The sequence below is a fragment of the Exiguobacterium sp. SH31 genome, from assembly GCF_001816105.1.
Taxonomy (GTDB): domain Bacteria; phylum Bacillota; class Bacilli; order Exiguobacteriales; family Exiguobacteriaceae; genus Exiguobacterium; species Exiguobacterium aurantiacum_A.
Window position 1 is genome coordinate 12120 of the sequence record NZ_LYTG01000053.1, and the last position, 19379, is coordinate 31498.

Here is a 19379-nt window from a genome sequence, read left to right on the forward strand (position 1 = left end):
TCCCCGAAAGTTTGCACCTGAAACAAAGAAAGGGTTTTTTTGGAACATTTTTTATAAGCTAGTGACAAAATAATTCCAAACAATTGGTTTGGAATTTCTTTTGTCGAACCGTGTATAATGGAAATTGCAAATGTCGAAAGGATGGAGAACATACTATGGCGAAGCCAACTTTTTATATCACGACTCCGATTTACTATCCGAGTGCGAAACTACACATTGGTCATGCCTATACGACGGTGGCCGGCGATGCGATCGCTCGCTATAAGCGTTTAAAAGGATTTGACGTCCGTTACTTGACTGGGACCGACGAGCATGGACAGAAGATTCAAGAAAAGGCCCAAGAAGCTGGCGTGACGCCACAAGCGTTTGTCGATGAAGTCGTCAAAGACATCCGTGTGCTTTGGGACAAGCTTGAGATCTCATATGACGATTACATCCGGACAACTGACGCCCGTCATAAAGCGGTCGTCGAGCACGTATTTGAGACACTGCTCAAAAATGATGACATTTACCTCGGTGAGTACGAAGGGTGGTACTCAATCCCGGACGAGACGTACTATACAGAATCACAACTCGTTGATGGAAAAAGTCCTGACAGCGGTCATCCGGTAGAACTCGTGCGCGAAGAGTGCTATTTTTTCCGCCTCAGCAAGTATGCGGACCGGTTGATCGAGTACTTCGAGTCACATCCGGATTTCATTTTACCGGAATCGCGTAAAACTGAAATGATCAACAACTTCTTGAAACCGGGACTGCAGGATTTGGCAGTCTCGCGGACGACGTTCGACTGGGGTGTACAAGTCCCGTCGAATCCGAAACACGTCGTATACGTCTGGGTCGACGCGCTCACGAACTATATCTCCGCGCTCGGCTACGGGACAGATAACGATGAATTGTTCAATCGTTACTGGCCGGCAGACGTACACTTGGTCGGGAAAGAAATCGTTCGTTTCCATACGATCATTTGGCCGGCGCTGCTCATGGCGCTTGACCTACCGCTACCGAAGCAAGTGTTCGCGCACGGCTGGTTGCTCATGAAAGACGGTAAGATGTCGAAGTCAAAAGGGAACGTCGTCGATCCGATTCCACTCATCGACCGCTACGGTCTTGATTCGCTTCGCTACTACTTGCTCCGTGAAGTCCCATTCGGTGCAGACGGCACGTTCACACCGGAAGCGTTCGTCGATCGCTTGAACTTTGATCTCGCGAACGACCTCGGGAATCTTCTCAACCGGACCGTTGCCATGATCAAGAAGTATTTCGATGGCAACGTACCGGCTTATGCGGGGAATGTGACGGCGTTCGATGCGGAACTTCTCCGTATGGTAAACGAAACGACGAATAAGACAGAAGAAGCGATGGAGCATATGGAATTCTCGGTCGCCCTCGCAAGCATTTGGCAACTCGTCAGCCGAGCCAATAAATATATCGATGAGACACAACCATGGGTGCTCGTAAAAGATGAGTCGAAGCGTGATGAGCTTGCATCTGTGATGACGCACCTCGCCGGCGTACTCCGCCATGTCGCGATCATGATTCAACCGTTCATGACACGGGCGCCGAAAGAAATGTTCCGTCAGCTCGGACTCGTTGACGAAGACATGTCATGGGAAGCGCTCGATACGTTCGCTGCCTTTGATGGGGCGGTCGTGACGGACGGAACGCCGATTTTCCCACGTCGAGACGTGAAAGAAGAAGTCGATGCGATTCAAGAGATGATGCGTCAAGCTTCGCAAGCGCGCATCGAAGCGGAAGCAACGCCGGCTGAAACTGAAGATGAGGACGTCCGTCCAGAAATCACGATCGATGTGTTCGACCAAGTTGAGTTTCGGGTCGGGCAAATCGTCGAAGCAGATAAGATCAAGAAAGCGAAAAAACTATTGAAGCTTCAAGTCGACCTTGGCGGCGAAACGCGACAAATCGTCTCGGGTATCGCCGAATGGTATGCGCCGGAAGACTTAGTCGGTAAAAAAGTGATCGTCGTCGCCAACTTGAAACCGGTCAAACTCCGCGGTGAACTGTCTCAAGGAATGATTTTAGCAGCCGATAAAGATGGTAAGCTAGAACTCGCCACCGTCTCAGAGAATATGCCGAACGGGGCCATCGTCAAATAATTTTGAGGGAGACTTCGGTCTCCCTCTCTTTGTCTAAATAAGGAGGATGCATCATGTTGATTGATACGCACACCCATATTAACGCTGAGCAGTTCAATGAAGATGTCGAGGCGACAATCGAGCGTGCTCGCACTGCCGGCGTCTCGCCGATGCTCGTCGTCGGATTCGATACACCTACGATTGACCGTGCCATTGAGTTGGCTGAGGCGTATGAGGACGTCTACGCCATCATTGGCTGGCATCCGGTCGACGCGATTGACTGCACCGAAGCTGAACTCGCCCGAATTGAAGCGCTTATGGCACATCCTAAAGTGATGGCACTCGGGGAAATCGGTCTCGATTACCATTGGGACAAGTCACCGAAAGATGTACAGCAGCGTGTGTTCCGTCAGCAAATCGCGATCGCGAAGCGGACGAACATGCCGATCGTCATCCACAACCGCGAAGCGACGGCGGACGTGCTCGATCTGCTAGAAGAAGAGCACGCGGAAGTTGTCGGCGGCGTGTTTCATAGTTACAGCATGTCTGTCGAACTGCTCGAGCGCTGTTTGAAGTTGAATTTTTATATCTCGCTCGGCGGACCGGTGACGTTCAAAAACGCCAAAGTGCCAAAGCAAGTGGCGCAGCAGGTACCGCTCGACCGTCTTCTTGTCGAGACGGATTGCCCCTATTTGACGCCGACACCGTTCCGCGGTAAACGAAATGAGCCGGCATACGTCACTTACGTCGCTGAAGAGATTGCAGCGCTCCGCGGCATACCTTACGAAGCACTCGCCGAGGCTACGACCGCCAATGCGAAACGGCTGTTCCGACTTCCATGATGATTAGACGTTTCGTGTTAAGTGTAGGCGTTATTGTCGTTGCCGTCTTCGCCTACATGATGATGCAGCCGGAGAAGATTACGATTATCGATAACGGTGTCAAGATTGAGCACGATACACAGGCTGATTCGGTCATCGAAGTGCTCACCGAGGCCGGGATCACGATCGATGAGGCTGACTATGTGACGCCGGCACTCAGTGCAGACGTCCCGCCGGAGCGTGTCATTCATATCGAACGGGCCCAAACGGTGTCGCTCCAGATCGGTTACGGTCAAATGGAGACGATCGATACCCGTGAGCGGACCGTTGGTGATGTCCTGCTCCGATACGGTGTGAGCGTGCGAGAAGGTGATGATGTCTATCCGTCGGTCAGAACGCCGATCACGTCAGGCATGACGATTCGCTATCAGCCGGTCGTGGCGCTTGATTTGATCATAGGCGATGATGCGTCAAAAGTTTATACGATGGCATCGACCGTGGAAGAGGCGTTACGAGAAGCCCGAATTGAGATTTCAGATAAAGATACGGTCGTTCCGGCGCTCACGGCCGAAGTGCGTGATGGGATGACGATCACCGTCAACATGAGCCGAGACGTCGTTCAATATGAGAACCGCTTAATCCCGTTCGAGATCATTGAAGAAGAGGATGCGACACTTGCAGCCGGAACGACCGAAGTGTCACAAGTCGGCGTCCCTGGTCTAGAGCGGACGCGGTATGCACTGACAGTTGAAAATGGTACAATTACAAATCGGACCGAGACAGACGTCGAAATGGTGCAGACAGTGCGACCGCAAATCATTAAGGTCGGTACGAAAGTCGCAACCGAGCGCGAAGCCGAGTTTGAAGCAGCCGAAGCGCCGACTGAGACCGTTGACTCGACAAGTCCATTCCGCGAGGAAGCGGAAATCAAAATCGAGGAAACGCCTCGGGCCGACGATGTCCTTGACTTCACATCAGCCAAACAACTCCTCGTCGAGGCCACCGCCTATACGAACAATGCAGAAGACACCGTGACGTATGACGGCAGAGTACTGACGCGCAGCGGCTATGACGTGACGGATACGATCCTGTATGAAGGAATGCGAATCATTGCGGTCGACCCGGCCGTCATCCCGCTCGGAACCCGCGTCTATATCGAAGGGTTTGGCATGGCGATTGCTCTCGATACAGGCAGCGCGATCAAAGGCAATATTATCGATATCATGATGGATACGAAAGAGGAAGCGGTCACGTTTGGTCGTAAGCCACTGACGATTTGGGTGATCCCGAAGCAAGAAGAGAAAGAAGGAACTGACAATGCGTGAGAAAATACAAGAAGTGATCGTCGTCGAAGGACGCGATGATACGACCCGGCTTCAAGAAGTGTACGACGTCGACACGATTGAGACGAACGGTTCGGCCGTGTCAAAACAGACAATCGAACGGATCAAACGTGCCCAGGAGACTCGTGGTGTCATCATCTTGACCGACCCGGACTATCCTGGCGATCGGATCCGGGCCATCGTCGAAGAGCAAGTGAAGGGCTGTAAACACGCCTACCTCCCTCGGGCCGAGGCGAAAGACAAACGAGGGAAAATCGGCGTCGAACACGCGACACCTGCGACAATTCGTCGTGTGCTCGAGGCGGTTTATGAAACGCGAGTTGAGACGGACGAGCCGTTCGTCACGCGACAAATGGTGCTCGAGGCCGATTTGATCGGTGGGGCGGATGCCGCAACTCGTCGCAAGCGTCTTGGCGTCTTGCTCCGCATCGGGGAACCTAACGCCAAACAATTTGTGAAACGAGTCGAAGCGTTGCGCGTGACCATCGAGGAATGGGAGCGGGCACTCGCTCAGTTAGAGGAGGAAAATCATTGAAAGATATTGCAACGATTCATCGCACGAAAGCGATTTTACAACGTCACGGCTTCTCATTCAAAAAGTCGCTCGGACAAAACTTTTTAATCGACTTGAATATATTAAATAAAATCGTCGACGCCGCAGAACTAGGTGAAGCGAGCGGTGTGCTCGAAATCGGTCCGGGAATCGGCTCGTTGACGGAACAATCGGCCAAGCGGGCGCAAAAAGTAGTCGCGCTTGAAATCGATCAACGCCTTCTACCGATCCTTGAAGACACGATGGCGCCTTACCCGAACGTTCACGTCATTCATGGGGACGCGCTCGAGCTCGACATTCGCAGCATCGTGGAACGTGAGTTCTTGAGTGAGGGGATTGACGATATCGCGGTCGTCGCCAACTTGCCATATTATGTGACGACGCCGATTATCATGCGTTTGCTCGAGAGCCGGATCAAATTCCGTTCGCTCGTCATGATGATTCAAAAAGAAGTGGCTGAGCGCATCGGGGCGAAACCTGGCACGAAAGCGTACGGTTCTTTATCAATCGCGATCCAGTATTATGCGGAAGCGAGTGTAAGCTTTATCGTACCGAAAAGCGTGTTCATGCCGGCTCCAAACGTCGACTCGGCCGTGATCACGCTCAAGATGCGTCCGCGCCCGGCTGTCGATGTCGAAGACGAAGCCTTTTTCTTTGAAATCGCCCGCGCTAGTTTCGCGCAACGTCGAAAAACGATTTTGAACAACTTGACGAATCATCTCGGCAAAGATAAAAAAGTAGACCTTGAACGTCTCTTGAATGAAGCGGGAATCGACCCGAAACGGCGAGGCGAAACGCTTTCGCTTCAAGAGTTTGCACGCTTAGCAGACACAATTTTACCACTTAAAAATAGTTGACGACTGGATAGCGAGTCGCTATAATATTTACTCTTTATTTCCGTTTTAGAATATGCTATACTTGTAACAGTGAGGTGAAGCGTATGCCAAAGACGTTGCAAGAAATCAGACAAAAACTCGAATCACATGTTGGAGAACGATTGACGTTGAAAGCAAACGGCGGTCGTAAGAAAGTCGTTACTCGGTTTGGAACGCTCGTTGAGACGTATCCCGCGGTGTTCGTTGTCAAGTTGGATGAAGAGCATCACAACGTGGAACGTGTCTCTTATAGCTACGCTGATGTCCTAACGGATACAGTTAAAATTGAATTCAGTAATTGATCGATAAATGAGGGGCGGATGCATTGGCAGCTGCTTCTTTTTTTGTGCGTCCGTTTACGGTACAATGGCGAACAGGAGATACATTGGGAAGGGTGAACGATATGCGTACGATCAGTGTGAAAGCGCCGGCAAAAATCAATTTGACACTAGACGTCCTCGGGAAGCGGACGGACGGCTATCATGAAGTAGAAATGGTGATGACGACAGTGGACTTGTCCGACCGGCTCGAATTGACCGTACTCGATACGGATGAGATTCGAATCCAGTCTGAGCACGCCTATGTCCCGAGCGATCATCGGAACTTAGCTTACCGTGCGGCCGATTTGTTGCGGAAGCGGTTCGACATCGCAGAAGGAGTCGAAATCGTCCTCGATAAACAAATCCCGGTCGCAGCAGGGCTCGCCGGAGGATCGAGTGATGCGGCGGCGACGCTTCGGGGAATGAACGAACTGTTCGAGCTCGGTTTGACGCTCGAGGAGTTAGCAGAGCTCGGAGCCGCGGTCGGTTCAGACGTCTCGTTTTGTGTGATGGGTGGAACCGCGATCGCCCGGGGCCGCGGTGAGATATTAGAGACGATTCCGTCACCGCCGCCGTGCTATGTCGTGTTGGCGAAGCCGAAGCTCGGTGTATCGACGGCTGACGTGTATCGAGCCGTTCAGATGGAGAAAATCGTCCATCCAGATACTGCGGCGATGGTTAAAGCGATTCGTGAACGGGACTTTGACGGAATTTGTGCGAACCTCGGTAACGCGCTTGAAGGTGTCACGCTTGAACTGCATCCCGAAGTCCGTCAAATCAAAGAGACGATGCTGCATTGTGGTGCTGATGGCGTGTTGATGAGCGGCAGCGGCCCGACCGTATTCGCGCTCATAGAGCACGAGCAAAAAGCGCACCGCGTCTATAACGGACTGAAAGGATTTTGTCCGGAAGTGTTCGTCGTTCGGATTCTCGGCAAAAAACATTGAACAAAGACGAATGAAAGTGATATATTCTGTTTAGAACATTCGTCTATTATTGACAAAGTGAAGGGGAATCCGTATGAAAATTCGTAGAAGTGGTCGTCTCGTCGATATGACCCGTTATATGCTTGACCATCCACATCAGCTCGTCTCGTTATCGATGTTTTCGAGCCGCTATCAGTCTGCTAAATCATCGATCAGTGAAGATTTAGTCATCGTCAGTGAAATGCTCGCCCACGACGGTACCGGGAAATTGATTACCGTCCCAGGTGCGGCCGGGGGAGTCATGTTCATTCCAGGGTGGAGCAAAGACAAGTCGCTATCGATGATCGATAGCTTGTGCGATCAACTGTCGAAACCGGAGCGTCTGCTTCCGGGAGGCTATTTATACTTAACCGACGTGCTTGGTAATCCGCGTCAAGTGAAACCGATGGGACAAATCTTCGCCTCGGTGTTTGCGGACCGTAAAGTCGACGTCGTCATGACGATTGCGACAAAAGGGATCCCGCTCGCCTACGCGGTCGCTGAGCAATTAGGTGTTCCGTTCGTCATCGTCCGGTCCGACAGCCGTGTCACGGAAGGGTCGACCGTCAGTATCAATTACGTTTCCGGCTCGTCAAAAGCGATCCGTACGATGGCACTCGCCCGTCGAAGCTTGCCACGAGGCGCAAACGTCTTGCTCATCGATGACTTTATGAAAGCAGGCGGGACGATCCGTGGGATGATGAGCCTGTTGAATGAGTTCGAGGCAAACCTCGCGGGTGTCGGTGTCTTGATGGAGGCCGAAGGTGCCGAGAAGAAAATGGTGAGTGAGTACGTCAGCTTGATGAAGTTGACGAACGTTGATGCAGATGAAGGACTCGTCACAATTTCACGCGGTAACGTCGAACAGTTCTTAAAGTGATTGGCAAAAATTTGATTTCGTTTTATGATGAGAGGGTATATCAGTCATAGAAGTCAAAAACGATTCGCTTGAATCACCTCAACCTTTTAGTGAAGGTACACCATGGGATAGACAACGAAGAAAAGGGGATGCGAAACATGCAGATCACAGACGTAAAAATTCGCAAAGTGACGACGGAAGGTAGGATGAAGGCACTCGCTTCAATCACGCTCGACCAAGAGTTTGTCGTGCATGACCTTCGAATCATCGAAGGAAGCGCTGGTCTCTTCGTCGCGATGCCGAGTAAACGAACGCCGGAAGGCATCTTCCGAGACATCGCTCACCCGATCAATGGAGATATGCGCCAAAAAGTCGAGGCGGCTGTGCTCGAAGCCTACGGCACGGTCGATGTTTCCACTTACGAAGCACAGGAATCATACAACGGTATAAACGAATAATGACTCGACAGCGGATGGGGACCCTTCCGCTGCCTTTTTGCGTTTGATTGGTTACGAATGGTTACAACGGTTGAAACCGCGTCACGGTTTCGATATAGTAGAAACGGTGTATTCAGGATTTAAATATAGAAAAACCGAACGTTTGAATAAAAACAGTCGATTAAGATAGGGGCGAATCAAGAATGGATCGTTTTGCAGTCATTTTGGCAGCAGGTAAAGGGACGCGTATGAAGTCTAAGCTCTATAAAGTGCTTCATCCGGTCCTTGGAAAACCGATGGTCGAACATGTCGTCGACCAACTCGACAAAATCGGGGTCAGTCGTCAAATCGTCATCGTCGGTCACGGGGCTGAAGCGGTACAAGAGACGCTAGGCTCACGCGTCGAGTACGCGGTCCAAGAACAGCAACTTGGAACGGGCCATGCGGTTCAAATGGCAGAAGCTGAGCTCGCTGGTAAATCAGGTGCGACGCTTGTCGTCTGTGGTGACACACCACTTCTCACAGCGGAAACGTTGGAGGCGCTCCTTGCCCATCATGAGGCGCAGCAAGCGAAAGTAACGGTACTGACGGCGATCGCTGACGATGCGACCGGTTATGGTCGCGTCATCCGTGGAGAAGACGGTAACGTGACGAAAGTCGTCGAACATAAAGACGCCTCTGCCGCAGAGCAAGCGATTCTTGAAATCAATACGGGAACTTACGTGTTTGACAACGAATTATTGTTTGATGCCCTCAAACAAGTCGGTAACGATAACGTCCAAGGTGAGTATTACTTGCCAGACGTCATCGCGATTGCGAAAGAAGCAGGCGAAGTTGTCGCGGCCCATACCGCGCCGACGTTCGGTGAGACGATCGGTGTCAATGATCGCGTCGCTCTCGCGCAGGCTGAAACGATCATGCGCAAACGGACGAATGAACGCCTTATGCGTGAAGGTGTGACCTTCATGGACCCTGCCTCGACATACATTTCGCCGGACGCCGTCATCGGATCAGATACGATCATCTACCCAGGTACAGTCATTCTTGGCAAGACGGTCATCGGTTCAGAGTGCGTGATCGGACCGAACTCGGATATCCGCAACAGTGTGATTGAAGACGGTGCGACCGTTCGTCAATCGGTACTCAGTGATAGCCGTGTCGGAAATCATGCGCAAGTTGGGCCGTTCGCCCATCTTCGTCAACAAGCAGTCCTTGGCGCCAATACGCGCGTCGGCAATTTCGTGGAAATCAAAAAATCAACGTTCGGGGACGGTGCGAAAGCATCGCATCTCAGCTATATCGGAGATGCCTCGATCGGTGAACGTGTCAATCTCGGATGTGGATCGATCACGGTCAACTATGATGGTAAGAATAAGTTTGAGACGGTCGTTGAAGCAGACGCGTTTGTCGGATGTAACGTCAACTTGATTGCCCCGGTAACAGTCGGGAAAGGTGCGATCGTCGCTGCCGGTTCAACGATTACAAACGATGTCCCTGAAGAAGCTCTCGCTATTGCGCGCGAGCGTCAAACGAACAAAGAAGGTTACACGAAACGCTAAGTTGCTGCCTATTACTATGGAAAACGATGGAGGAGAATCCTAAACATGTCTACTGTATATGAACGTGAAATTCGCCTATTTAGCTTAAACTCGAACCGCCCGTTAGCTGAAGAAATTGCCAAAGAAATCGGTGTCCCACTCAGCGACTGCCAAGTGAAGCGGTTTAGCGACGGAGAACTTTACATCAATATCGAGGAGAGCGTCCGAGGCGACGATGTGTACATCATCCAATCGACGAGCTCACCAGTGAATGAAACGCTCATGGAATTGCTCGTGATGATCGATGCGCTGAAACGGGCCTCGGTTCGCACGATCAACGTCGTCATCCCATACTATGGTTACGCACGCCAAGACCGTAAAGCACGGTCGCGTGAGCCGATCACAGCGAAACTCGTTGCCGATCTGCTTACGGTAGCCGGAGCGACACGCGTCATCACAATGGACTTGCACGCCGCTCAAATCCAAGGTTTCTTCAATATTCCAGTAGACCAATTGTTAGGTGTCCCGCTCATCTCGACGTATTTCGAGACAGATGAGTTCAAAGCAAAAGATATCGTCGTCGTCTCACCAGATCACGGCGGTGTCACGCGCGCGCGGAAGCTCGCAGAACGTTTGAAAGCACCAATCGCCATCATCGACAAACGACGCCCGGAAGCGAACGTGGCCGAAGTCATGAACATCGTTGGCAGCGTTGAAGGCAAAACAGCCATCTTGATCGATGATATCATCGATACGGCCGGTACGATCACACTCGCAGCAGACGCAATCGTCCAAGCGGGAGCAAAAGAAGTATACGCTTCATGTACTCACCCGGTTCTGTCTGGCCCGGCAATGGAGCGAATCGACAACTCGTCAATCAAAGAACTCGTCGTCCTCAACACGATCGATTTGACTGGTCGCGAGTACTCGAGCAAAATCAAGCAGATGTCGGTTGCCCGTTTGCTTGGGGAAGCGATCATGCGTGTCCACGAGCACAAATCGGTGAGCACGCTGTTCGATTAAAAAAAACGAGGCCCGAAGGCGTTCGCCTTTGGGCTTTTTTGTTCAGGAGGAACATGATGAAATGTATCGTCGGTCTCGGGAATCCGGGCAAGAAATATGGAATGACCCGTCATAATATCGGGTTTTTAGCAATTGATCGGTTAGCGGACAAGCACGGGATCACGCTTGACGAAGCCAAGTTTAAAGCAGTCATTGGAACGGGAAGAATCAATGGAGAGCGGGTCGTTCTCGTCAAGCCGCTCACGTACATGAATCTATCAGGTGAAGCGGTCCGTCCGATTCTCGATTACTATAAAATCGATATCGACGATTTACTCGTCATCTATGATGATTTAGACATGGTCCCAGGCAAACTCCGCCTGCGTCCGAAAGGGAGTGCCGGTGGACATAATGGCATCAAGTCATTGATTCAGCATCTAGGGACGATGGATTTTAAGCGGCTTAAGCTTGGCGTTGGACGTCCCCCGCACCCGATCAAAGTCGTTGATTGGGTACTGATGAGTTATCGAAAAGAAGATATGTCCGAATTGAACGATACGCTCGACCAAGCCGTGGCCGCCGCAACAGATTTTGTGGACACGGACTGGGTCGCGCTCATGAATCGATATAACTAAAGGGTCACAGCACCCTTTTTTGTCGTATAAGGTGGAGGAAAACAAATGAACGCTTTAGAGAGATTTATGGTGACACTGCCGGAGACGAACGTGATTCGAGACCGGTTGCCTAAAGTCGACCGTCAACTCGTCACGGGATTGACGACAAGTGCCAAAGCGCTCGTTTTGGCCGGATTGGCGAAACAGTCGACACGCCGTCTCGTTGTCGTCACCCATAACATGTACCAAGCCCAAAAGATGTTCGACCAGCTTGAGCCGCTTGTCGGACCGAGCAAGACGTTGCTCTATCCGATTGACGAGACGCTCGCCGGGGAACTGTCGCTCACATCTAGTCCCGAGCTCCTCGCCGCGCGAATCGAAGCCAGAACACGTCTCCTGACCGAAGAGGGAGGCGTCCTTGTCGTACCGCTCGGCGGCTTGCGTCGTTTCGTGCCGAGTCCGACCGATTGGCTGGCGAGTCACCGGACGATCAAACCCGGGCAAGAGCTTGATTTAAAGCCGTTTGCCTCAACACTGATTGAACTTGGTTACGAGCGGACTGCCACGGTGACGGCACCGGGTGAGTTTTCGGTTCGCGGCAGCATTCTTGACGTCTATCCGCTCACGGAAGCGAGACCGTATCGAATTGATTTGTTCGACACGGAAGTCGATTCCGTCTTCACGTTCGATGCGGAGACGCAACGGTCGTTAGGTGTCGTTTCGGAAGCGGTCATCACGCCGGCGACCGAGTTCGTCGCATCGGTCGAACAGTTGAAGAAAGCCGGACAAGCGCTCGAACGGCAATACGACCGGACGCTCGAGCTGATTGAAACCGAGACGATTCGACAAGCGCTTGAATCAGGTATCGCCCGCGACATCGAACAGTTCGGGCGCGGTGATGTACCGGAGAAGCTCGGGAAGTATACGCCGCTACTTTATACGTCGACGCTACTTGACTATGTGGGTGCTGATTCGGTCCTCATGTTGGACGAAGTCGCACGTATCGAGGACGCGGCGGACGTGCAAGACCGTGAAGAGGCCGAATGGTTCTCGTCACTGATCGAACGCGGGGAGTCGGTCAGCAACTATACCCTCGCCGTGCCGATGCACAAAGTGTTCCGAAACTTGAAACAAGTCGCGTTCTCGCTGCTACCATCACGGCGTTCGGGGATCCCGGAGACGAATACGGTCCATCTCAGTTGCCGCCCGCTCCCTGCCTTCCACGGACAGATGCACTTGTTAAAGCAAGAGGTCGAGCGGTGGCAACAAAGTGATCACCGGATCGTTTTCCTCGCCGGGGATCAAATGCGGGCAGACAAAGTCGTGGCGCTCCTGGAAGACTACGGGATCCCGTCCACGTTCACGAACGTTGACGGGGAGCTGTTGCCACGCCATGTCCACGTCATGATCGGACAGGTCGAAGGCGGATTCGAGTTATCGACGAGCCGCCTCGTCGTCGTCTCGGAAACGGAGCTGTTCAAGCGGGTCACGAAACGGAAACGGCAGACGAAGAATTTGACGAACGCCGAACGGATCAAGAGTTATCAAGAGCTGAAGCCGAATGATCATGTCGTTCATATCCATCACGGGATCGGAAAATACTTAGGGATCAAAACGATTGAAGTCGGCGGAATCCATCAAGACTACCTCCATCTCGTGTACGCCGGGGATGACGCGCTTTACGTGCCGGTCGATCAAATCGACCTCGTCCAAAAGTACGTCGGGGCCGAAGGGAAAGAGCCGAAGATTTATAAACTCGGTGGGACGGAATGGAAGAAGGTCAAATCAAAAGTCGCCAAGTCGGTCGAAGACATTGCCGACGAGTTGATCAAACTTTATGCAGCCCGAGAGGCATCGGTCGGCTTCGCCTTCCCGGCGGACGATGACGAGATGAGCCAGTTCGAATCGACCTTCCCGTACGCCGAGACGGAAGACCAAGTTCGATCGATTGCCGAGATCAAGGCGGATATGGAACGGTCACGCCCGATGGATCGCCTGCTTTGCGGCGACGTCGGATATGGCAAGACCGAAGTCGCGATCCGGGCGGCGTTCAAGTCGGTGCTCGCCGGCAAACAAGTCGCGTTCCTCGTGCCGACAACGGTGCTCGCGCAGCAACATTATGAGACGATGCTCGAACGGTTCAGTGAATTCCCGATCAACGTCTCGGTCATGAGCCGTTTCCGCTCGAAGAGTGAGCTGGCGGCGACGAAAAAAGGACTGAAAGAGGGAACGATCGACGTCGTCGTCGGGACGCACCGCGTGCTGTCGAAAGATGTGACGTTCGCCGATCTCGGCCTCGTCATCATCGATGAAGAACAGCGGTTCGGGGTCAAGCATAAAGAGCGCCTGAAACAGCTGAAGACGAACATCGACGTTTTGACGCTTACGGCGACACCGATTCCGCGGACGCTTCATATGTCGATGATCGGAATCCGTGATTTATCTGTCCTCGAGACACCGCCGGAGAACCGTTATCCGGTTCAGACGTACGTCATGGAATACGACGGCATCGTGTTGCGAGAAGCGCTCGAGCGCGAGCTCGCCCGTGGCGGCCAAGCGTTCTTCTTATATAACCGAGTCGAAGGGATCGAGCGGAAAGCCGAAGAGATTCGGGCGCTGTTGCCGGATGCCCGTATTGCGACGGCGCACGGCCGGATGACCGAGACCGAGCTTGAAAGTCAGCTCATCAGTTTTCTTGAAGGAGAAGCCGACGTCCTCGTCTCGACGACGATTATCGAGACCGGCATCGACATCCCGAACGTGAACACGCTCATCGTGCACGACGCCGATAAGATGGGGCTGTCGCAGCTGTATCAGCTTCGAGGACGTGTCGGCCGATCGAACCGGATCGCGTATGCGTACTTCACGTATCGGAAAGACAAGCGATTGACCGAAGTTGCGGAGAGCCGCCTCCAAGCGATCAAAGAGTTCACCGAGCTCGGCAGCGGGTTTAAGATCGCGATGCGTGACTTATCGATTCGCGGGGCCGGCAACCTGCTCGGTGCCCAACAATCCGGATTCATCGACTCGGTCGGGTTCGATCTGTATTCACAGATGCTGTCAGAAGCGATCGAAGAGCGGAAAGACCGCATGCGCGGTCAAGCGAAACAAGTCGTCTTCAAACCGGAAGTCACGTTCCAAGCGGATGCCTACATTCCGGACAATTACTTGTCGGACAGTGAACTGAAGATCGAGATGTATAAGCGTTTCAAATATGTCGATACACCAGAAGCATTGTTCGCGCTTCAAGACGAGCTGATCGAACGGTTCGGAGAATTCCCGGAACCAGTCGCGTTGCTCATCCAACTGACGCGTCTGCGCATTTACGGAGAGCTGGCGAAAGTGACACGGATCAAACAGTCACCAGAGCGGATCGACATCGTGTTATCGATGGAATCGACGACGGCACTCGATGTACCGTCGTTCATGGAATGGACGATGCCGCTCGGACGAAAACTCGGAGTCGGGCAAGACAACGGGGCGCTCAAACTGTCACTCAGCGGACGTATGCCGGTTGTCGAGCTGTTGAACGATGCCGACACGGTTCTTGAGGAACTCGTGAAGCGGTTGGTGGTCCATGCGGACGCCAAGTAAGTTCGCGACAGGCGTTGTCTTATTTGCGCTCGCAGGATACATTTCAAAATTTATTAGTTTTGCCTATCGGGTCCCGTATCAGAACATTGCCGGTGATTTTGGGTTATACGCTTACCAGACGGTATATCCGTTTGCGGCGATCGTCGCCTCGCTCGGAATTTACGCGATGCCGGTCGTGATTGCCAAAATCGGGGTCGGGGCACAAGGTCCAAGACAGAAGTTAGAAGTCCTATGGGGCAGTTTTTATGCGCTCCTCGGCCTCGCTGTCGGCCTCGTGGTCGCGATGTTCGCGCTTGCACCTTTTATCGCGCGCTTGCTCGGTGACCCCGAACTGGCGACGACGCTCCAGGTCATCAGTCTCAGCTACTTGTTGATGCCTGCGCTTGCGGTGCTACGCGGGTCGTTTCAGTCAATCGATGACTTGCGACCGAGCGCGCTGTCGCAGGTACTTGAAAACTTGATTCGGGTCGCGGTGTTGCTCGTCTCACTGCTCGTCGGTGTCCACTTCGGGCGTGACGCATATGAACTCAGTCGCTATGCCTATGCGGCGACGTTAGTCGGCGGGAGTGTTGCTGTCGTCGTCTTGTCGATTTGGGCGAAAGGGTTCCGAATCGTCGCGGTCCGTGGCACAACACTGCGCGCCGTACTGCGTGTTCTCTTGACGAGCGGGCTTGCGGTCGGATTTGCGTCGCTCGGTATTCTTTGGATGCAACTCGTCGATTCATTCACGATCGTCAATTTGATGGGCGGCGATTATTCGGCCAAAGTGAGTAAAGGCGTGTTCGACCGTGGCTATCCGCTCGTGCAGTTTGCGATTCTCTTCACGACGGCACTCGGGATGGCGAACGTGCCGAACTTAGTCCGCCATTACCGGGCCGGGCGACTCACGGCGACGGCAACGGGCCTCAGTTCGATGATTCGAGTGACGACCATGGTCGCTGCGGCTGCAACGATCGGGCTGATGGGCGTCATGTGGCCTTTGAACGTCGCGTTGTTTGAAAACGCTGACGGTACAAGAGCGCTTGTATTGTTGTCGACGAGTACGTTTGCGGCCTCGCTCGCGGTGGCGAGTATGACGTGCCTTCAAGCGATCGACAAAGAGCGGACAGCCGCCTTTGGTATGCTGTTTGCCATGATTGTAAAGTTTGCGATCAATTTGCTGCTCGTTCCGCGTTATGGGATTGACGGGGCGGCAGTCGGTACATCGCTCGCATTTTTAGCGATGGCGGCCTTTAATTTTAATCGGCTCGACCAGAACATTCCACTCGGTACGTTTCGGTTGCACCATTACGGACTGCTCTTAAAGACCGTCCTACCTATGGGGATCGTCTTGCTCGGTTTGAACGCGTTAGCGTCTGAGTCACTATATAACCGCGTCAACGCACTCGGTTGGCTCGGTTTGATGGTCGTGTGCGGCGGCGTATTGTACGTCTGGCGAGCGGTCAGGGAACAGGTGCTGACGATCGAAGAATGGGAGATGATCCCGTTTGGAAATCGACTCATCAATTTGATTGATAAAAAGGAGACCTAATATGAGTTATGGAATTACCGTCGTCGGACTCGGCTCCGGCGAACTCGAGCAACTTCCGCTCGGGGTATATCGTCATTTGAAACAGCAACCGCTCGTCTGGTTGCGCACGAAAGAACATCCGGTCGTCAAAGAGCTCGAGGCGGAAGGAGTTCATTTTGAATCGTTCGACCACATTTACGAATCAAACGATACGTTTGAGGCCGTCTATAAACAAATCGTTGAGACGTTGCTCGACAAGAGCGACGAACTGGCGATCACATATGCGGTCCCGGGCCATCCGTTCGTCGCCGAGCGGACGGTCGAACTGCTCGTCGAACAAGGGGCGGACGTGACGTTCCTCGGCGGACAGAGCTTTTTGGACGCCATGTTTCAGGCGCTCCAGATTGATCCAATCAATGGGTTTCAACTGCTCGATGCGACCGCACTCGACGTTGAACGGCTCCAAGTCACGCAGCACGTGTTAATCGGTCAAGTGTACGACGGGTTTGTGGCCGGGGATGTGAAAGTACAATTGATGGAACGTTATCCGGACGAACATCTTGTCAAGCTCGTCACGGCGGCCGGAACGAAACGAGAGCGAATTTCCGAAGTTCCGCTCTACGAGATGGACCGGGTCGCTGAAGTCGACAATTTGACGACGCTCTATGTCCCGCCACTCACTGACGAGACGCACCTCGCGCGGGAGTTTGCGACGTTGACAGATATCATCGCGACACTCCGCGGTCCGAACGGCTGCCCATGGGACCGAAAACAGACGCACGCATCACTGCGGAAATATTTACTCGAAGAGGCGTATGAGTTGATCGAGGCGATCGACGAAGAGGACGATGATGCGATGATCGAAGAACTCGGAGACGTATTGCTCCAAGTCATGCTTCATGCGCAAATCGGGGCCGACGAAGGGTACTTTGACATTCGTGACGTGATCGGCGCGATCAGTACGAAAATGGTCCGTCGCCATCCGCACGTCTTCGGTGACGTGACGGTCGCAGACGCCGACGACGTGGTTTCGAACTGGAATGCGATTAAGCAAGACGAAAAAGGGGAAAATAAACATTCGCAGCTCGATGGTGTGCTCGTGACCCAACCGGGGTTAATGCGTGCCGAGCAACTCCAAAAGAAAGCGGCTCAAGTCGGGTTCGAGTGGGATGACGTAACCGGAGCGTTCGAGAAGCTCGAAGAAGAGTTACAAGAGTGGCGAGACCGTCCCGAAGACGAACATGAACTAGGGGACGTACTGTTCTCAGTCGTCAACGTAGCCCGTTATTTCGGGTTGAACGCGGAACAAGCACTTGAACGGACCAATCAAAAATTCAAGAGACGATTTGAATATATCGAAGCGAACGGATCGCTCAGCGACATGACGCTCGAACAGATGGATCGGCTTTGGGATGAAGCGAAGGAGAAGGGATTATGAGACTAGATAAATTTTTGAAAGTGTCGCGCTTGATCAAACGACGGACGTTAGCGAAGGAAGTGGCCGATCAAGGCCGTATCCGCTTGAATGGCCAAGTCGCCAAGGCCAGTACGGACGTCAAGGCCGGTGATGAGCTCCAAATCCGATTCGGGAATAAGCTGGTGACGGTCATTATCGATTCAATTGCCGAGCATGCCCGGAAAGAGGATGCGAAGGAAATGTACCGGTTGATCAAAGAAGAAAAGGTGAACAGTGGTACGGAAGCATAAAAAAAAGGTATACTGAACATAATAGGTCAAGAGGAAGGTGATTCGATGAATGGACGTAACCCGATGGAACGCAAACAGCGGATTCGGGCTCTCGACGAACGGAGAGAACAGCTGGAAAAAGAACAGAGCCGGCGACGTATCCATCTTCGACGCCGCCTAGCCGTGGCCTCACTTGTCTTTTTGTTGTTGATTGTCTTCATCGGCCAGAGCTATTTCTCAAAGATCGGATATGTAGCGGATCAAGAGCTAAAGCAAGACGAGGCTCGTGTCGAGCTTCGTGAAACGAAGGAAGAACAAGCGGAGCTAAAAGAGCAGGTTGAACGTTTACAAGACGAAGAATACATCGCCAATCTTGCACGCAACGAGCTGTTGTTCTCGAAAGATGGCGAGATTATTTTTTACTTCTCACCAGAGGAATAAGTAGGTTCGTTGACCGTTGACGAATCGACTCGTATAATTGTAGGGAATCATTCAAAAAAAGGAGTACATTATTTTATGTCAATTGAAGTAGGAAGCAAGGTACAAGGTAAGGTTACAGGGATTACGCATTTCGGAGCGTTCGTAGAGCTCCCTAATGGAAAAACGGGTTTGGTGCACATCAGTGAAGTGGCAGATTCTTATGTCAAAGACATCAATGAAGTCCTAACGGTCGGTCAAGAAGTCACAGTCAAAATCTTGAACATCGAAAGTGATGGCAAAATCGGGTTGTCTATCAAAAAAACTGTCGATCGTCCTGTTAGCGAACGCCCAGAACGTCCAGCCGGCGAACGCTTCTCACGAGGCCCTAGTTCAGGAGGCCCTGGTCAAGGTGGCCCACGTCCGGGCGGTCCACGTCCAGGTGGTCCTGGTCAAGGTCCACGCGGCGGCGGTGGCCCACGCGGTGGCGGCGGTCCCCGTGGCGGTGGCGGCGCACGTCGTGAAGTACGTCGTGAGCCAGAAACGTTTGATACGTTGATGACCAAGTTCTTGAAAGATAGCGACGAACGCCTTACAACGTTGAAGCGTCAAACTGATTCAAAACGCGGTGGACGTGGAGCCAAGCGCGGGTAACCCTTCGTAAACCATCAGCTTCTACTCGTAACGATAACGCCACGGACAAAGGTCCGTGGCTTTTTTTCATGGCGCGACAATTGTCGGCGCTTTTTTTG

The 19379-nt window shown here is 52.6% G+C and carries 18 protein-coding genes; all 18 read left to right on the plus strand.

What is annotated here, in order from left to right:
* The first annotated feature begins 155 nt into the window (after window positions 1–155).
* The 18 genes from metG to A6395_RS08070 all read left to right on the plus strand — a co-directional run bounded on the left by metG (window position 156) and on the right by A6395_RS08070 (window position 19281).
* Entirely contained in the window at window positions 156–2114 is a 1959-nt protein-coding gene (gene metG / locus A6395_RS07985) for a methionine--tRNA ligase (protein WP_071398625.1), read from the plus strand.
* A 53-nt stretch (window positions 2115–2167) separates the two neighbouring features.
* Window positions 2168–2935: a TatD family hydrolase gene (locus A6395_RS07990; RefSeq protein ID WP_071398626.1), complete on the plus strand. Its 768-nt coding sequence runs from the start codon at window positions 2168–2170 to the stop codon at window positions 2933–2935.
* A complete protein-coding gene (locus A6395_RS07995) occupies window positions 2932–4239 on the plus strand; it encodes a 3D domain-containing protein (protein ID WP_084813009.1) in 1308 nt (435 codons plus the stop codon). Before A6395_RS07990 ends, A6395_RS07995 begins: the two co-directional genes overlap by 4 nt.
* Window positions 4232–4792, plus strand: coding sequence for a ribonuclease M5 (gene rnmV / locus A6395_RS08000; protein WP_071398627.1), 561 nt, complete (start codon window positions 4232–4234; stop codon window positions 4790–4792). Before A6395_RS07995 ends, rnmV begins: the two co-directional genes overlap by 8 nt.
* Window positions 4789–5667 carry a 16S rRNA (adenine(1518)-N(6)/adenine(1519)-N(6))-dimethyltransferase RsmA gene (rsmA, locus tag A6395_RS08005; protein ID WP_071398628.1) on the plus strand — a complete coding sequence of 293 codons (879 nt, stop codon included), beginning with the start codon at window positions 4789–4791 and terminating at the stop codon, window positions 5665–5667. The genes rnmV and rsmA overlap by 4 nt, the downstream gene beginning before the upstream one ends.
* A gap of 83 nt (window positions 5668–5750) precedes the next feature.
* The gene (locus A6395_RS08010; RefSeq protein ID WP_070329386.1) at window positions 5751–5987 is read left to right on the plus strand and encodes a Veg family protein; all 237 of its coding nucleotides are present in this window, start codon (window positions 5751–5753) and stop codon (window positions 5985–5987) included.
* 101 nt (window positions 5988–6088) lie between these two features.
* Complete coding sequence (gene ispE / locus A6395_RS08015) at window positions 6089–6952, plus strand: 4-(cytidine 5'-diphospho)-2-C-methyl-D-erythritol kinase (RefSeq protein ID WP_071398629.1); 864 nt, start codon at window positions 6089–6091, stop codon at window positions 6950–6952.
* A gap of 73 nt (window positions 6953–7025) precedes the next feature.
* A complete protein-coding gene (gene purR / locus A6395_RS08020; RefSeq protein ID WP_071398630.1) occupies window positions 7026–7850 on the plus strand; it encodes a pur operon repressor in 825 nt (274 codons plus the stop codon).
* A gap of 137 nt (window positions 7851–7987) precedes the next feature.
* Entirely contained in the window at window positions 7988–8287 is a 300-nt protein-coding gene (gene spoVG, locus A6395_RS08025) for a septation regulator SpoVG (protein WP_071398631.1), read from the plus strand.
* Window positions 8288–8469: 182 nt separating this feature from the next.
* The gene (gene glmU, locus A6395_RS08030) at window positions 8470–9825 is read left to right on the plus strand and encodes a bifunctional UDP-N-acetylglucosamine diphosphorylase/glucosamine-1-phosphate N-acetyltransferase GlmU (RefSeq protein WP_071398632.1); all 1356 of its coding nucleotides are present in this window, start codon (window positions 8470–8472) and stop codon (window positions 9823–9825) included.
* A gap of 45 nt (window positions 9826–9870) precedes the next feature.
* Window positions 9871–10827 (plus strand): ribose-phosphate diphosphokinase, encoded by a 957-nt coding sequence (locus A6395_RS08035; protein ID WP_016509622.1) that lies wholly within the window; start codon window positions 9871–9873, stop codon window positions 10825–10827.
* A gap of 56 nt (window positions 10828–10883) precedes the next feature.
* Entirely contained in the window at window positions 10884–11441 is a 558-nt protein-coding gene (gene pth, locus A6395_RS08040; protein WP_070329381.1) for an aminoacyl-tRNA hydrolase, read from the plus strand.
* Between the two features lie 45 nt (window positions 11442–11486).
* Window positions 11487–15014 (plus strand): transcription-repair coupling factor, encoded by a 3528-nt coding sequence (gene mfd / locus A6395_RS08045; protein ID WP_071398633.1) that lies wholly within the window; start codon window positions 11487–11489, stop codon window positions 15012–15014.
* Window positions 14998–16545 (plus strand): polysaccharide biosynthesis protein, encoded by a 1548-nt coding sequence (locus A6395_RS08050; RefSeq protein WP_071398634.1) that lies wholly within the window; start codon window positions 14998–15000, stop codon window positions 16543–16545. Before mfd ends, A6395_RS08050 begins: the two co-directional genes overlap by 17 nt.
* 1 nt (window position 16546) lies before the next feature.
* Window positions 16547–17962 carry a bifunctional methyltransferase/pyrophosphohydrolase YabN gene (gene yabN / locus A6395_RS08055; protein ID WP_071398635.1) on the plus strand — a complete coding sequence of 472 codons (1416 nt, stop codon included), beginning with the start codon at window positions 16547–16549 and terminating at the stop codon, window positions 17960–17962.
* Window positions 17959–18231, plus strand: coding sequence for an RNA-binding S4 domain-containing protein (locus A6395_RS08060; protein ID WP_070329377.1), 273 nt, complete (start codon window positions 17959–17961; stop codon window positions 18229–18231). Before yabN ends, A6395_RS08060 begins: the two co-directional genes overlap by 4 nt.
* A gap of 45 nt (window positions 18232–18276) precedes the next feature.
* On the plus strand, window positions 18277–18651 hold the full coding sequence (locus tag A6395_RS08065) for an FtsB family cell division protein (protein ID WP_071398636.1): 375 nt from the start codon (window positions 18277–18279) through the stop codon (window positions 18649–18651).
* 75 nt (window positions 18652–18726) lie between these two features.
* Window positions 18727–19281: a S1 domain-containing RNA-binding protein gene (locus tag A6395_RS08070; protein WP_070329375.1), complete on the plus strand. Its 555-nt coding sequence runs from the start codon at window positions 18727–18729 to the stop codon at window positions 19279–19281.
* Window positions 19282–19379 lie beyond the last annotated feature (98 nt).

Excerpts from the sequence above, each read along its gene's own strand:
- metG (WP_071398625.1), top strand. The coding sequence starts at position 156 with ATGGCGAAGCCAACTTTTTATATCACGACTCCGATTTACTATCCGAGT.
- A6395_RS07990 (WP_071398626.1), top strand. The coding sequence starts at position 2,168 with ATGTTGATTGATACGCACACCCATATTAACGCTGAGCAGTTCAATGAA.
- A6395_RS07995 (WP_084813009.1), top strand. The coding sequence starts at position 2,932 with ATGATGATTAGACGTTTCGTGTTAAGTGTAGGCGTTATTGTCGTTGCC.
- rnmV (WP_071398627.1), top strand. The coding sequence starts at position 4,232 with ATGCGTGAGAAAATACAAGAAGTGATCGTCGTCGAAGGACGCGATGAT.
- A6395_RS08010 (WP_070329386.1), top strand. The coding sequence starts at position 5,751 with ATGCCAAAGACGTTGCAAGAAATCAGACAAAAACTCGAATCACATGTT.
- ispE (WP_071398629.1), top strand. The coding sequence starts at position 6,089 with ATGCGTACGATCAGTGTGAAAGCGCCGGCAAAAATCAATTTGACACTA.
- purR (WP_071398630.1), top strand. The coding sequence starts at position 7,026 with ATGAAAATTCGTAGAAGTGGTCGTCTCGTCGATATGACCCGTTATATG.
- spoVG (WP_071398631.1), top strand. The coding sequence starts at position 7,988 with ATGCAGATCACAGACGTAAAAATTCGCAAAGTGACGACGGAAGGTAGG.
- glmU (WP_071398632.1), top strand. The coding sequence starts at position 8,470 with ATGGATCGTTTTGCAGTCATTTTGGCAGCAGGTAAAGGGACGCGTATG.
- A6395_RS08035 (WP_016509622.1), top strand. The coding sequence starts at position 9,871 with ATGTCTACTGTATATGAACGTGAAATTCGCCTATTTAGCTTAAACTCG.
- pth (WP_070329381.1), top strand. The coding sequence starts at position 10,884 with ATGAAATGTATCGTCGGTCTCGGGAATCCGGGCAAGAAATATGGAATG.
- mfd (WP_071398633.1), top strand. The coding sequence starts at position 11,487 with ATGAACGCTTTAGAGAGATTTATGGTGACACTGCCGGAGACGAACGTG.
- A6395_RS08050 (WP_071398634.1), top strand. The coding sequence starts at position 14,998 with ATGCGGACGCCAAGTAAGTTCGCGACAGGCGTTGTCTTATTTGCGCTC.
- yabN (WP_071398635.1), top strand. The coding sequence starts at position 16,547 with ATGAGTTATGGAATTACCGTCGTCGGACTCGGCTCCGGCGAACTCGAG.
- A6395_RS08060 (WP_070329377.1), top strand. The coding sequence starts at position 17,959 with ATGAGACTAGATAAATTTTTGAAAGTGTCGCGCTTGATCAAACGACGG.
- A6395_RS08065 (WP_071398636.1), top strand. The coding sequence starts at position 18,277 with ATGAATGGACGTAACCCGATGGAACGCAAACAGCGGATTCGGGCTCTC.
- A6395_RS08070 (WP_070329375.1), top strand. The coding sequence starts at position 18,727 with ATGTCAATTGAAGTAGGAAGCAAGGTACAAGGTAAGGTTACAGGGATT.